Annotated in this window: 12 protein-coding genes; 11 read left to right on the top strand and 1 reads right to left on the bottom strand. The window is 45.7% G+C overall.

Annotated elements, in window-relative coordinates:
* The first annotated feature begins 279 nt into the window (after positions 1–279).
* The 5 genes from HUG15_RS16805 (at position 280) to HUG15_RS16785 (ending at position 5,874) form a co-directional block, all read left to right on the top strand.
* Entirely contained in the window at positions 280–1,233 is a 954-nt protein-coding gene (locus tag HUG15_RS16805) for an ABC transporter permease (protein ID WP_200124193.1), read from the top strand.
* Positions 1,223–2,176 carry an iron chelate uptake ABC transporter family permease subunit gene (locus tag HUG15_RS16800; protein ID WP_200124192.1) on the top strand — a complete coding sequence of 318 codons (954 nt, stop codon included), beginning with the start codon at positions 1,223–1,225 and terminating at the stop codon, positions 2,174–2,176. Before HUG15_RS16805 ends, HUG15_RS16800 begins: the two co-directional genes overlap by 11 nt.
* Positions 2,173–2,985, top strand: coding sequence for an iron ABC transporter ATP-binding protein (locus HUG15_RS16795; protein WP_281393538.1), 813 nt, complete (start codon positions 2,173–2,175; stop codon positions 2,983–2,985). Before HUG15_RS16800 ends, HUG15_RS16795 begins: the two co-directional genes overlap by 4 nt.
* A gap of 188 nt (positions 2,986–3,173) precedes the next feature.
* Positions 3,174–5,045: an ABC-F family ATP-binding cassette domain-containing protein gene (locus HUG15_RS16790; protein ID WP_200124191.1), complete on the top strand. Its 1,872-nt coding sequence runs from the start codon at positions 3,174–3,176 to the stop codon at positions 5,043–5,045.
* A gap of 397 nt (positions 5,046–5,442) precedes the next feature.
* A complete protein-coding gene (locus HUG15_RS16785; RefSeq protein ID WP_200124190.1) occupies positions 5,443–5,874 on the top strand; it encodes a peptidylprolyl isomerase in 432 nt (143 codons plus the stop codon).
* Between the two features lie 327 nt (positions 5,875–6,201).
* On the opposite strand, the gene HUG15_RS16780 is transcribed toward HUG15_RS16785, so the two are convergent.
* Entirely contained in the window at positions 6,202–7,695 is a 1,494-nt protein-coding gene (locus tag HUG15_RS16780; protein ID WP_200124189.1) for a BCCT family transporter, read from the bottom strand.
* Positions 7,696–7,841: 146 nt separating this feature from the next.
* Between HUG15_RS16780 and HUG15_RS16775 the strand changes: the two genes are divergently transcribed.
* The 6 genes from HUG15_RS16775 to HUG15_RS16750 all read left to right on the top strand — a co-directional run bounded on the left by HUG15_RS16775 (position 7,842) and on the right by HUG15_RS16750 (position 14,022).
* Entirely contained in the window at positions 7,842–8,486 is a 645-nt protein-coding gene (locus HUG15_RS16775) for an SDR family oxidoreductase (protein WP_200124188.1), read from the top strand.
* Between the two features lie 278 nt (positions 8,487–8,764).
* Positions 8,765–9,952 (top strand): poly-gamma-glutamate synthase PgsB, encoded by a 1,188-nt coding sequence (gene pgsB, locus HUG15_RS16770; RefSeq protein WP_200124187.1) that lies wholly within the window; start codon positions 8,765–8,767, stop codon positions 9,950–9,952.
* 18 nt (positions 9,953–9,970) lie between these two features.
* Positions 9,971–10,420: a poly-gamma-glutamate biosynthesis protein PgsC gene (gene pgsC / locus HUG15_RS16765; RefSeq protein ID WP_200124186.1), complete on the top strand. Its 450-nt coding sequence runs from the start codon at positions 9,971–9,973 to the stop codon at positions 10,418–10,420.
* Between the two features lie 14 nt (positions 10,421–10,434).
* Positions 10,435–11,583: a CapA family protein gene (locus HUG15_RS16760; RefSeq protein WP_200124185.1), complete on the top strand. Its 1,149-nt coding sequence runs from the start codon at positions 10,435–10,437 to the stop codon at positions 11,581–11,583.
* Positions 11,584–11,621: 38 nt separating this feature from the next.
* Complete coding sequence (locus HUG15_RS16755) at positions 11,622–13,295, top strand: gamma-glutamyltransferase family protein (RefSeq protein ID WP_200124184.1); 1,674 nt, start codon at positions 11,622–11,624, stop codon at positions 13,293–13,295.
* A gap of 25 nt (positions 13,296–13,320) precedes the next feature.
* Positions 13,321–14,022 (top strand): hypothetical protein, encoded by a 702-nt coding sequence (locus HUG15_RS16750; RefSeq protein ID WP_211202250.1) that lies wholly within the window; start codon positions 13,321–13,323, stop codon positions 14,020–14,022.
* Positions 14,023–14,246 lie beyond the last annotated feature (224 nt).

Genomic DNA, 14,246 nt, shown 5'->3' with positions numbered 1-14,246 from the left:
ACGAGGGGTATTGTATAGATAGGATAGCATAGCAGGATATAAAAAACAAGTGTTCGATAAAAAACTTTCACCCTGATTTGCTGTGGCTTCCGGGAAATTGAATGATCCTCTTTTCTCTCTTCAACTGAATATTTTTCTCAATAAACATTGACCATAGAAATAGAAATGATATAATCAAAGTGGAATAATTGATAATGAATCTCATTATCGGCTTTGCACTAATGATCTTAGTTAGGGGGGCAATGGCGCTTATCAGAGTTGCTGCTGTTTGAATGATTTATGAGAATAAAATACTTACTGCCACTGCTCATTGTTTTATCGATCACATCACTATTTATTGGCGTGCAGGAGATATCACCAACCGACATTTTCAATCTCAATGATGAACAGGTTCAGACCATTATTATCAGCCGTCTTCCGCGATTGCTGAGTATTATCATTGTCGGTGTTAGTTTAAGTGTTTGCGGGCTGATCATGCAGCAGCTCACACAGAACAAATTTGTTTCTCCCACAACCGCCGGAACGATGGATTGGGCACGACTCGGCATTCTCGTCGCGATCCTCGTGTTCTCGCAAGCGGGTACGATGGAGCGAATGTTTGTTGCCATGTTATTTGCCCTGTTCGGCACGTTTCTTTTCATGAAAATTTTAGAACGTATCCGTTATAAAAATGTGATCTTCGTCCCGCTGGTCGGTCTGATGCTCGGCAGCGTAGTCGAAGCGATCACGACATTTTTTGCTTATCAATATGATTTGATGCAAAGCCTGTCTTCCTGGATGCAAGGGAGCTTTTCGCTTGTCGTCAGGGGGAACTATGAGATTTTGTATATCGGCATTCCGCTTGTGATCATTGCCTTTTTATTCGCCAATCGGTTTACGGTTGCCGGGATGGGGCGAGATTTTTCTGCCAATTTGGGGATGAACTACAATCGGATTATGAACGCCGGGCTATTCATCGTCGCGATTATTACGGCAACGGTTGTCGTCACGATCGGATCGATCCCATTTTTGGGGTTGATCATTCCGAATATCGTATCGATCATGAAAGGCGATAATCTAAGGAACAGCCTTCCGCACACGGCTTTATTCGGAGCCATCTTTTTATTGGCTTGCGATATATTGGGAAGGGTCATTATCTATCCGTACGAGGTGCCGATCGGGCTTATGGTGGGCATTATAGGCAGCGCCATATTTATTTACCTTCTCTTAAGGAGAAACACTCATGCAGGCTAGATGGATCTTCACCTTACTTATTGCTGCCTCCGTAGTACTGATCGCGACATATATGTTTATTGGCCTAAGCCCTGAAGGTTGGGATTATGCACTTCCGAGAAGAGGGAGAAGTGTGACCGCGATTATCATTGTCGGTGCCGCTATTGCGTTTTCGACAATGATCTTCCAAACGATTACCAATAACCGGATTTTAACCCCGAGTATAATCGGATTGGATTCGCTGTATCTTCTCGTGCAAACTTCCTTGATATTTTTTATCGGCACAGCCGGATTTGTATCGGTGAGCCAAGGTGCGAATTTCATCATCTCAATCATCATCATGGTTTTGTTCGCCCTGTTGCTATACGTGTTATTATTTCGAGGCGAACAACAGAACATTTATTTTCTCTTGCTTGTCGGAATTGTATTCGGAACGCTGTTTTCAAGTTTGTCTACGTTTATGCAAGTGCTTATTGATCCGAATGAATATTTGACAATCCAGAATCAGATGTTTGCAAGTTTCAGCAACATTAATGAAGACCTTTTATGGCTTTCGATTGTCATCCTCATTATTACGACAATCTACGTGTGGCCGTACCTTAAATATCTAGATGCACTATCGCTCGGCAGAGATCAAGCCATCAATTTGGGCGTCCCTTATGATCATGTGATCCGAAGATACCTTGTTGTCATCGCGATCATGGTTTCGGTATCAACCGCGCTCGTCGGTCCGATCATGTTCTTGGGGTTACTCGTTGTGAATGTTGCCAGAGAGCTTGTTCGCTCATTTAAACATACACACTTAATTTATGCTTCGATCCTTGTTAGCGTTGTTGCCCTCGTTGGCGGAACGCTGGTTGTTGAACGGGTGTTTGAGTATGCTGCGCCACTTAGTGTCATCATTAACTTCGTCGGGGGGACGTATTTTATCTACCTGTTATTAAGGGGGACCAAAGGCAAATGAGCATGAAAATGTTGGATTTGGAAAAAAAACCGGCTGAAAAAAATAATTTCTTTCTTGAAGCAAAAAATCTAACGAAAATTTACGATGGAAAAAAAGTGGTCGATGATGTCTCGGTTCAAGTGAAAAAAGGGACGATTACATCTTTCATCGGTCCAAATGGTGCGGGCAAAAGTACGCTCATCGGGATGATTAGCCGTTTGCTCAAAAAAGATGAAGGCGATGTAGTTTTTGACGGCAAAGACATTGACAAATTTAAAAGCAACGAACTGGCGAAAAAAATATCCATATTGAAACAATCCAACGATATTAATATTCGTTTAACGATTCGGGAACTCGTGAGCTTTGGCCGTTTTCCTTATTCCCAAAACAGGTTAACGAAAGAAGATTGGATGCACGTGGATGATGCCATTGATTATATGGCACTTAGGGACATCCAAGATAAATTTCTCGATCAATTGAGCGGGGGGCAAAAGCAACGGGCGTATATCGCCATGGTTCTCGCCCAAAATACGGATTATATCATCTTGGATGAACCGCTAAATAATCTGGATATGAAGCATTCCGTCCAGATTATGAAAACACTGAGGAGTTTGGTCGATGATTTGGGGAAAACGATAATGATCGTCGTCCACGACATTAATTTTGCCTCCTGTTATTCCGATGAAATCGTCGCCTTGAAAGAGGGGCGCCTCGTTAAAAAAGGACATTGCCATGAGATTATTAATCGGGATACGTTACGCGATATTTATGACATGGAGATTGACATTGAAGAAATAAACTGTCAGCGAATTTGTGTATATTTTTCCTAGTGGATGTAAAGGATGGCACTATAAAGAACGACATGAAATTGCACAGATGGTCTTTTTATGAAGAGATGAGTGAAACTTGTGGAACATTCGAGGAAAAGAGCGGCTATTTCCGAACGCGGAGTAGTCGTTTTTTCATGGCAAAACGCGGTTGTGTTAAGATAAAGACAGTGATTGGGAGGATGGCATTGATGAGTCTGTTAATTGCGAACGATCTCAAGAAAACATATGGAGATAAAACGTTATTGGATGATGTATCGTTTGTTATCGAACCGAAACAACGAATTGGATTCATCGGCGCAAATGGTACAGGGAAATCAACGTTGCTGCACATCCTCACCGGGGCAGAAGGGGTTGAAAAAGGGGAAATACGCCACGCGAATGCTTTTTCAATTGCTTATGTCGATCAAGAACCGGTGCTAGTTGGGAAGCAAACGATCCTCGATGCGGTTTATGAAGGGGAAGCTCCGGTTATGCAAGCTCTTCATCGTTATGATCGAGCCCTCCGGCGTTTCCAAGAAAATCCGGGCGATGAAAAAGCCGAAAAACAATTATATGATGCGCAGGCAACTATGGAAGCACACGATGCCTGGGAAGCGGAAACCTCGGCAAAGACCGTCCTAACGAAATTAGGTTTGCACGATTATTATGCGAAGGTCGATGAACTTTCCGGTGGCCAGCAAAAACGGGTGGCGCTTGCAAAAGCGCTTATTCAACCTGCGGATCTTCTCATTCTTGACGAGCCGACGAACCATCTCGATGCGTCTGCGATCGCTTGGCTGGAATCTTTTTTAAAGGCTTACCGGGGAGCGCTTTTGCTCGTCACGCATGACCGTTATTTTTTAAATCGGGTCACCGACGCGATTTTTGAGCTTGAACACGGGAACCTTCACTATTATGAGGGGAATTATGAAACGTATCTCGAAAAGAAAGCGGAACGAGAAGCCCAGGCCGAACAAGAGGAAGAAAAACGCAAGAATACGCTGCGAAGGGAGATGGCCTGGTTAAAACGAATGCCGAAGGCCCGGGGGACGAAACAAAAAGCACGCGTCGACCGAGTGGAAGCTTTACAAGCCGAGACGTCCAAGCAAGAGGAAGGGGTACTGGATTTTGTAAGTGATTCGAAAAGGCTCGGCAAAAGAGTCATTGAAGCGATTAATATTTCGAAAGACTTCGGAGATAAAAAAATTCTCGATGACATAAGTGCACGTGTTGATCGCGGAGATCGCATTGGGATTACCGGTGCAAATGGAACGGGAAAAAGTACGTTTTTGCATATTCTGGCCGGGCGTTTGCAACCCGACAGCGGCGTTGTCGATATTGGCGAGACCGTTCGCATCGGTTATTTTACCCAGGGTGAAGCAGATATTGACCATTCATTGCGTGTCCTAGAATATATTCGAGAAGGTGCGGAAGTGATTACGACAAAAAATGGGGTTACGATCACGGCAGAGCAAATGCTTGAACGCTTTTTGTTTCCACGCTCCCAACAGTGGACGTACATCAACCGCCTTTCCGGGGGAGAACGCCGCCGGCTGTATTTGTTACGTATTTTAATGGAAGAGCCGAATGTTTTATTCTTGGACGAACCAACAAATAACCTCGATATTCCCACGCTACGTTTGCTCGAAGACTATTTGACGCAATTTCCCGGCGCGGTCGTCAGCGTTTCCCACGATCGTTATTTTCTTGACCGGGTCGCCGATTATTTGCTCATATTTGAAAGCAGCGGTCGTGTGGAACGGTTTGACGGACGCTTTGAAGAATACTTGGACCAGAAAGAAGCAGCAAAAACGGATAAAAAGCCGGCCCAAAAAGAACCAAGACGTCGCCCGAGAAAAAAAGTCTCGTATAAAGATCAACAAGAATGGAAAACGATTGAAGACACCATCGAACAACTGGAGCAAAAACAATCGGAAATGGAAAAAGACATGGCACAGGCGGGAAGCGATACGGCCCGTGTTCAGGAATTGCTAAAAGAACAGGAAGCAGTGGCCAAAGAATTGGAAGAAACAATGGAACGATGGACAGAACTTGCAACGGTGATGGAGGAAGAGAATTGAAGCAGTCTCGCTAGGTTTTGGCGTCACAACCGGTGGACTCTCTCTCATTTAGCGCCACAAAACGTCGGGTTCTCGTTTCATGGAACCTGAAAAAGCGAGCGCATCACAATTTCGGTCGCCATGACCGTTTCATGATACCCGAAAATCGCTGGTTCGACAGATTCCGGTCGTCATGAGCGTTTCATGACGACCGAAAAAGCGAGCGCATCCTAATTTCGGTCACCATCACTGTCTCATGGCGCCCGAAATAGCGTGTGATGCTTATTTTCGGTCACGATAACCGGCCGAAAGAAGCTCGGATCATTTGCTGATAGGGCAAAGGGCTGGATGTCCGTGTTACAATTGCGTTAAGATGATGGATGGTGACAGAACAGACAGAATAATAGGAGGGCTAGCAATGAAGAAAACAGGATTCATCGAACTTGAAAACGGAGAAAAACTCACCTTTGAATTATACCCGGAAGAAGCGCCGAATACGGTCGCGAATTTTGAAAAGCTTGCCAATGAAGGGTTTTATAATGGCTTGACGTTTCATCGCGTGATTCCCGGATTCGTTTCACAGGGAGGCTGTCCGAAAGGGGACGGGACAGGTTCCGCCGGTTACACGATTGCATGTGAGACTGAGGGGAATCCGCATAAACACGAAATGGGATCGTTATCGATGGCCCACGCAGGAAAAGATACCGGAAGCTCGCAATTTTTCATCGTTCACGAGCCGCAGCCTCATTTGGATGGCGTTCATACCGTTTTTGGCACAGTAACGGAAAACGCCGCACTTGCCCGTGACATGAAAGCCGGCGACGGCATGAAACGCATCGTTGTAGAATAAGTGACAAATGACTCGCATACGTCGGTGTGCGAGTCATTTTTAAGTGTTGGGGCGTCGTTCGGGAGGAACGATAAAACTATGTGTAATCCCTCAAGGGCAAGGGGCGCTACTCTGAGAGGAACAACCGTCCTCGAGTAATCCCTCGAGAGTAAGGATAACTATTCTGAAAGGAACAACCAGCTTCAGGTAATCCCTTAAGGGCAAGGGGTGTTACGCCGAAAGGAACAAACCCCCCCCCCGTAAAAATCTCTCAAGGAGGGAACCAATCGCCTGTTTGTCTCATCACATCGGGCTCTCGTGGTTTGGCCGAGCCTGTGACATAACTACTTATTTCGCCCTGTTTTTTTGCTCTTTTCGTTCTTGGCGCACCGCTTTAATCAAGGCGTATACCATTAACAACATAACGATGGAAAAAGGGAATGCAGCCACGATCATCGTGTTTTCTACTGCTTGCAGGCCTCCTGAATATAATAGTATGGTGGCGATCGCCGAAAGCAGAATTCCCCATATAAACTTAATCCTTCTCGCGGGATTTGTGGCCCCGTTGGTCGTTTGCATCCCGAGAACGAAGGTGGCCGAATCCCCTGATGTAATGAAGAAGATGGCGATGAGCACGAGCGCTAAAATCGATGTAGCGATCGCCAAAGGAAATTGGCTCAACAGGCCAAACAGCATTTCTTCAATTTCCAGCGAGGCAAGATTTGCGCCTTGTTCGCTTTCAAAGAGGATCGCTGAGCCGCCGAGGAAAGAAAACCAGATAAAACCGATGAGCGAAGGCACAAAAAGAACCCCAATCATGAATTGCCGCAACGTACGCCCCTTCGATACCCGCGCGACAAACGTGCCTACATAAGGGGACCAAGCCATCCACCAGGCCCAGTAAAAAATGGTCCAATCGTTAATCCAATCCCGCGCGTCCGGGTCTGTCGGAGTAATGCGCAAACTCATTTCCGGCAATGTCTGAATATATTGGCCCAGTGTATTCGTGAAAATGTTCATGGCATCAAGTGTCGGCCCGACAATGATCACAAATAACAGCAATATACCGGCCAGAATCATGTTCACGTTGCTCAAATATCGTATTCCTTTTTGAATACCTGTAAAGGCAGAGATAAGGTATAATACAGTAACCACTACGATAATGACAAATTGAAAAAGAAAACTCTCGCCAATGCCGGTTAAAAACGTAATGCCGCCGTTGATTTGCACGGCACCGAATCCGAGCGTGGTTGCGATCCCGGTAACGGTGGCGACCACACCAATGACATTAACCGTTTTTCCAATCACTCCGTCCGCATCCATAAGAGGGGAGAGTGCCGAACTAATCGTGCCGGATGCATCTTTTCGAAACTTAAAGTACCCGAGACAGAGGGCGACAATGGCATAGATCCCCCAAGCGTGGAGCCCCCAATGGAAGAATGTAAATCGCATCGATTCAAGAAAGGCCTCTTCACTTCCGGGCTCCGCCGTGGGCGAGTCAATGGCGTAGTGAGAAATCGGCTCGGCTGCGCCCCAGAAAAGAAGGCCCGTCCCCATGCCGGCACTGAAAAGAAGCGCAAACCAGGTAGGCATGTTAAATTCCGGTTTATCTTCGTCCTTGCCCAATTTTAGTTTTCCATAAGGGCTAACAATAAAAAAGAGACAGACAAGCACAAAAAGGGAAACAATAATTAAGTAATACCAACCAAAGACAGACGAAATAAATGCTTGTGTTTGTGCGGTAATCATTTCAAGAGAGTCAGGCACGAAAAACCCAACGATGACAAGCAATAAAATAATGCCTGCTGACCAATAAAAGACGGCACCTATTCTTTGGCTCATTGGCTCACCCTTTTCTCCACAGAAAATCTCTATTTAGTGTCTGCAAATGAATACAAAACATGTATCGAGCCTTTCGTTATGAATGTTTGTTTTATTGCCCAACAGGGTACAGCTAATCTAGGTATCAAGAAAAGGAGTCGATCGATATGAATGTATTAGTCATTGGAGCAAATGGAAAAATAGGGAAGCAACTCGTAGAAAAGCTCGCAAACGATAGCAGCTATACACCGAAAGCGATGGTTCGTAAAGAAGAGCAATTGCAACCTTTTAAGGATATGGGTGCGGATACGGTGCTGGCTGATGTGGAGGGCCCGCTCGATGATCTGGCTGCCGCCGCAAAAGGAATGGATGCCGTCGTGTTTACCGCAGGCTCAGGCGCCCATACCGGTGCGGATAAAACAATGATGGTTGATTTCGATGGCGCGGTGAAATCTATGGAAGCGGCTGAACAAGCCGGTATCAAGCGTTTTATCATCGTGAGCGCGATTGGTGTTCATCGCCGTGAAAAATGGATGGAAAAAGCGCCATATTACAGCGCGGCGAAACACCATGCCGATGAATGGCTCTCTTCCAGCGGCCTTGATTATACAATCCTGCGCCCCGGACTTCTCACCAACGATACGGGCAAAGAAAAAATTAAGGTGGGGGTTGATCTTGACCGGGCAGAAATCCCCCGTGAAGACGTAGCGAATACGATTATCGGGGCTTTAAAGGATAAAGGAACGATTGGAAAGGCGTTTGACCTTACCACGGGAGAAGACACCGTTGAAACGGCACTGCAAAATATGTAAAAAGGAAAATGAAACTTCCACCGGAGGCCTTCTGGTGGAAGCTTCACTTTGGTGCCCATTGTTTTGTGATAGGAAAAAGTTGGGCATGCTAACTGGTAAAATGCCAAAGGACGTAAAGACAATTACATAACGGAAAAGATATGACTAAAGATTGTAACCAAATTGATATGTTTGGCGGTAGATATTTTCACTAGATTTGGCTTATACTTTTTATGGCGTCATTCATTGTCGAAATCGATCGCCATCATCTATCTAATGTCAGAAAGAAGGGTTGAAAGTTGTTTACCCTTATTGTTGCGATTAGCTTGCTTATTATACTCGCGTTAGGGATGCGGGAAAAGGAACAACATGATAAAAACGTGGACAAAATCCCCATCCGCGTTAATATTAACGGTACTCGCGGCAAATCAACGGTCACACGCCTCGTCGCTGGAGCACTTATGGAAGCTGACATTAAAACGGTCGGAAAAATGACCGGCACGCAGGCTCGAATGTTTTATTGGTACCAAGAAGAGGAAAAACCGATTGTTCGTCGGTTAGAGGGACCGAACATTCGTGAACAAAAGGTAGCGATGAAAGAAGCCGCCGATGTTGGTGCCGAAGCATTTGTCAGTGAGTGTATGGCCGTTCATCCCGAGTATCAAAGAATTTTTCAGGATGATTGGATGCAAGCGAATATCGGAGTCGTCGTTAATATTGTGGAAGATCATATGGAAGTATTGGGGCCAACAGTTGAACATGTCGTTGATGCTTATAAGAACACCATCCCCCATGACGGGATCTTTATTACATCGCCATCGCCGTTTCTTGAGGAGTTTGAAAAAGAAGCGGCCACGCGAAATACGAAAGTTTTTGTCGCGGATACAAAAGCGGTGCCCGACCATTTTCTTGCAAAATTTGAGTATATGATTTTCCCCGAGAATGTTGCGCTGGCATTGGCCGTGGCAAGAGCGCTCGGCATTGACGAAAATACGGCAAGCCGAGGAATGCTGAAAGCGAAAGCGGCTCCCGGTGTGACGCGAGTGATGCCAATCGTAGATAAACATAAAAACACCTCTTATTTTGTAAATGGATTTTCAGCCAATGAACCGACATCGACACTGAATATTTGGGAAAACGCGCGATACCTTGGATATCCTACCGATAACCCCATTGTCGTCATGAATTGTCGCGAAGATCGTCCTGAACGAACAAAGCAATTTGCAGATCAACTTCTTCCTTATATCGCGATCGATAAACTCGTGTTAATTGGCGAAGGTACGAATCCGATTGTACAAGCTTATGAGCAAGGAAATTTAGATGTGAATGAACTTTGTAACCTGGAAGGCGAAGAAACCGACAAAATATATGAGTTCATTGTCTCATCAATGGATCGATCGACGATTTTCGGCATCGGAAACTTTCATGGTTCGGCAGATCCTCTCATACATGAATTGGAAAAAAATAAAGATTTGGCGACTGTTTAACAGGGAGTTGGGTGAGCATTGTTTGGAACAGAATTATATATCGCACTCGTAATAGGAACCATATTAAGCTTGATTTATACGGAACGAACCGGTGTTATGCCGGCAGGTCTCATTGTGCCGGGATATATTGCTTTGGTATTTGACCAGCCAATCTTTTTGGTCATGATTTTTCTCATCAGTTTCTTAACGTACATAATAACGATGCAAGTGGTCGGACGCTTAACGGTTTTGTATGGGCGCCGAAAATTTGCGGCGATGATGACGGTAGGGATCTTGTTGAAGATGATTTTTGATTATTTTTATCCGGTATTTCCGTTTGAGACGGTCGAATTTCGAGGGCTTGGGGTCATCGTGCCCGGGTTGGTCGCGAATTCGTTTCAACGACAAGGGGTTATGCCGACATTGATAAGTACGTTGGTGATCAGCGGAATTACCTTCTTCATCGTTACAATTCTTTATTTTATCTAAGGTGTGGAAGAAAGATGAGATCAAGACACAACCGCGGTTTCAATTTGCGGGAATACATGCTTGCAAGCACGAAAAAACATAAAAAACGGACGTTGCCTCATGCAATCATCGGGATTGCCGTCTCCTTGCTTATCTTGTTTGCCGTCCAAATGTGGCCTGCTCCGGAGGTGGAGTCAACCGGTGTCGGCAACGATGAAAATGCCGCTTTCAACGCCTCGTTTGTAGGGGACATAATGGCCGGACGTTACGTGGAACAAGTGATCAACCATCACGGACCGGAATTTTTATTCCGTCATGCCATGCCTTATTTTGACGAATCCGATTACGTCACCGGAAATTTTGAAAACCCGATTTTGCTTGATGACGAAGTGTACGAGCCCGAAGATAAGGAAATTCATCTCGAGGCGGGGGAAGAAGCCGTGAATATCCTTTCGGAAGCGGGATTTACAAATGTGAACCTTGCCAATAATCATATTCGCGATTATGGTTCCAAAGGCGTGCAAGATACACTTACGGCTTTTGAAGGTTCGGATGTAGACACGGTCGGCGCTTATTTCGGACAAGAGGACGATGCGGTATCCATCGAAGAATATGATGGTTTAACCGTGGCTACCGTTGGCTTCAACGATGTATGGTCTCCATCGGGGAGGGAAGGGGTCGGCGAATCTGACCCTGCCCAATCGTTGAGCTTGATAGACGACGTGAATGAAGAAGCGGATCTCGTCATTGCTCATCTTCATAGCGGCGTAGAATATACAAGTTCGGTTACGGACCGGCAGGAAGATTTGATGAAAGCGTATGTGGATGCCGGCGCGGATATTGTCGTCGGACATCACCCTCACGTATTACAATCCGTCGATGTTTATAATGACGGCATCATTTTTTACTCCCTTGGAAATTTTGTTTTCGACCAGGGATGGACACGGACGAGAGATACTGTCTTGGCCCAATATGAATTGGGAGAAGATGGGATGGCTGAGATCGAACTTGTCCCTTTCCGGATTCATGAATCGCAGCCAAGACCCATTGATGGATTCGCTGAACCGTATCATCGTGAGCGTATTTTTCAACAGCTGACAAAAGATGTCACAGATGAATCCGTCTATGAAAAATCAGATGGACGCTTAGTATTCGAAGTTGACCATGGACATGTGTTAGAATAATTGATATGTAGTAGGGTTTTGGTGAAGGAGGTCGGGTTTTGTCACGAAACATGATCGTAGTTATGTCGATTTTAGTTATACTTATGCTGATAACCGCATTTTTAATGAGTGAAAATGACGATAACGGGGAAGAGGCAGTAAATGAGCCTCCCAATGATGAAACTGACACGGATGAAGTGCAAGAGACTGTCGAATTCGACGGGGATTATGGGGTGAGTACCTCCAATGACGAGGCACAGCAAGTGGGCATGGACGTTCTTGAAGAAGGGGGAAATGCAGTGGATGCGGCTATAGCCGTCTCGTTTGCCCTTGGCGTTGTCGAACCTTATGGCTCAGGTATTGGGGGCGGCGGAGCGATGTTGGTCCTTGAGAATCCCGAGGATGCCCCTGATTATTATGATTATCGGGAAACGTCGCCAGCAGAAGGCAGGGAAAGCGAAGCAGCCGTTCCCGGATATTTGAAAGGAATGGCGCACATCCACGAGGAGCATGGTTCTCTTCCTATGGAAGATTTGATTGAACCTGCAAGAGAATATGCGGCGAACGGTTATGAAGTCGATTCGATGTTGGCAAACCGCTTGGAATACGCAGGAAGCATTGAGGAGAGTCCGGATGGACGTATCGACCCGGGGGCAGCAGAAGAATTTTATCCTGACGGCATGGCTATCCAAGAAGGGCAAGAGCTTGTGCAGCCAAGGCTGGCTGAAACGTTGACCCATCTTCAAGAGCATGGACTTGAGGACTTTTATACAGGGGAATTGGCGTCTGAAGTCGCCGGGGACCGATCAAGCATAACAGAAGAGGATTTGGCCAATTACGAAGTGGAGGAGGACGAACCAGCTTCCGGATCGTTTAACGGAAATCGCGTCTATTCCTCAGGGCCGCCAACTTCAGGGGTCACCTTTATTCAAATGCTGCAAATGGCTGAGCAGTTACAATTAAACGAGCAGGCGGACGATGGAGCACCGTTTGCGCATTTGTTCGCTGAAATAACCGAGCAAGCTTATTCTGACAGGCTTTCAAATATTGGAGACCCCAATTTTTCGACGGATATGAATGTAGACATGTTAACGAGTGAAGAATATACACAAGAGTTGGCAAGTGAAGTGGATACCGATCCGGTCAGTTCCGAAGAAGAGGAACAAGTTGCTGCACCTGAAGTAGATGATGATGGAAATACGACACATTTCGTCGTTGTAGACGAGGACGGTCATATGGTTTCGGCGACGAATACATTGAGCAATTTTTTCGGATCGGGTCAAATGACGGATCAAGGGTTTTTCTTAAATGATCAGATGAGCAATTTCGCTCCGGAAGATTTGCCGCCCAATGACTATGACAGTGGGAAACGGGCGCGAAGTTTTATCGCTCCTTCGATTTTCATCAATGAAGAGGAAGGCATCGTTGCCGGCATGGGGAGCCCGGGCGGCAACAGAATCCCACAACTCATGAGCCAAGTACTCATTAACAATGAACGTTTGGATGGGGATTTGGAAGAAGCAATGAACGTTCCGCGCTTTGTTTATGATCACCAAGAGAACCAAATCCTTTATGAAAATGAATGGGAAGACGCCGAGAGATTAGAGGCATTAATGGATATGGGTTATTATACGGAAGAACGTGTGACCACGGTCTTCTTCGGTGGGATCCAAATGCTCGAAGTTGATTATGAAGAAGGAACGGTTGAAGACATTCCTGATGAACGTCGCTAAATCCGGGAGAATGAAGGAGAGAACGATGAATCTATTAAAAAGAACAGCTCCATATTTGATTGTTGTTGTTACCGTCACCGTCCTATATAGTTTGCAACATGAAGAAACATTAAGTGTGGGAGAAGCACAATATATTGAACAGTTCTCCACCATTCAACAGGGTGAAACAGCATCTGAAGAAGAGGGAGATCCTTCAGCTGGCGATGAGGAAGAACTTCAAGATGGTACCAATGAAATGTTACAGCAACATGAACCTGGCGATGATATTCATTTGGCTGTATTTACGTCAAATAGTGAAGAAGAAGAAGATATTCAATGGGGAGAGTATTTTCCTGAAGAAGCACAGGATGAATATGAATTTCACGTTCAAACCTTTAATATTGATGATTTTCAGAGCAGTAATTCCGCGGAATTCGTTGAATTTGAAGAATGGACGGTCATAAACGATCAAGCGCCGGACTTGGTCATTTATGAGCCGCTCGCCCACCGCGATGAAACTACCTTGGAAGAATCGATGGCCATGACGTCCCAGATCCTCAATGGTTTCGAAGGATATCCGGTTTTAAAGATCCCTTCCTATGAGAATGCGCCTGACCCTTCTCTGTTCGTACAGGAATGGACGAACTTTGCCGAGGAGTCCGACGTCCAATATGTCGGACCGGACCAGCAGGCCATCAGTGACTCCGCCCTGACCCAAGGAGAGGGATCGGAGGAAAGTGAATCTTAACCGGCTTCGTATGAGCACGCCCAAATGGGTGGTGCTTTTTTGTTTAGTCCATAGCATGTGTAGCGTTTCTTAGTCTTGAGGGGCCACTCGGAGATTGTTGTACCACTTAGCGTAGTGTTTCTCATTCTAGAGGGATTACTCGGAGGAAGTTGTTCCCCTCAGCGTAGTTATTCTTTCACTTGAGGGATTACTCGGGCGATGTTGTACCTCTCAGTGTATCGTAT

The organism is Salicibibacter cibarius (assembly GCF_016495725.1).
Taxonomy (GTDB): domain Bacteria; phylum Bacillota; class Bacilli; order Bacillales; family Marinococcaceae; genus Salicibibacter; species Salicibibacter cibarius.
Note: the sequence above shows the minus strand (reverse complement) of the source record. Positions and strands in the feature narration are given on the sequence as shown.

Excerpts from the sequence above, each read along its gene's own strand:
- HUG15_RS16805 (WP_200124193.1), top strand. The coding sequence starts at position 280 with ATGAGAATAAAATACTTACTGCCACTGCTCATTGTTTTATCGATCACA.
- HUG15_RS16800 (WP_200124192.1), top strand. The coding sequence starts at position 1,223 with ATGCAGGCTAGATGGATCTTCACCTTACTTATTGCTGCCTCCGTAGTA.
- HUG15_RS16795 (WP_281393538.1), top strand. The coding sequence starts at position 2,173 with ATGAGCATGAAAATGTTGGATTTGGAAAAAAAACCGGCTGAAAAAAAT.
- HUG15_RS16790 (WP_200124191.1), top strand. The coding sequence starts at position 3,174 with ATGAGTCTGTTAATTGCGAACGATCTCAAGAAAACATATGGAGATAAA.
- HUG15_RS16785 (WP_200124190.1), top strand. The coding sequence starts at position 5,443 with ATGAAGAAAACAGGATTCATCGAACTTGAAAACGGAGAAAAACTCACC.
- HUG15_RS16780 (WP_200124189.1), bottom strand. The coding sequence starts at position 7,695 with ATGAGCCAAAGAATAGGTGCCGTCTTTTATTGGTCAGCAGGCATTATT.
- HUG15_RS16775 (WP_200124188.1), top strand. The coding sequence starts at position 7,842 with ATGAATGTATTAGTCATTGGAGCAAATGGAAAAATAGGGAAGCAACTC.
- HUG15_RS16760 (WP_200124185.1), top strand. The coding sequence starts at position 10,435 with ATGAGATCAAGACACAACCGCGGTTTCAATTTGCGGGAATACATGCTT.
- HUG15_RS16750 (WP_211202250.1), top strand. The coding sequence starts at position 13,321 with ATGAATCTATTAAAAAGAACAGCTCCATATTTGATTGTTGTTGTTACC.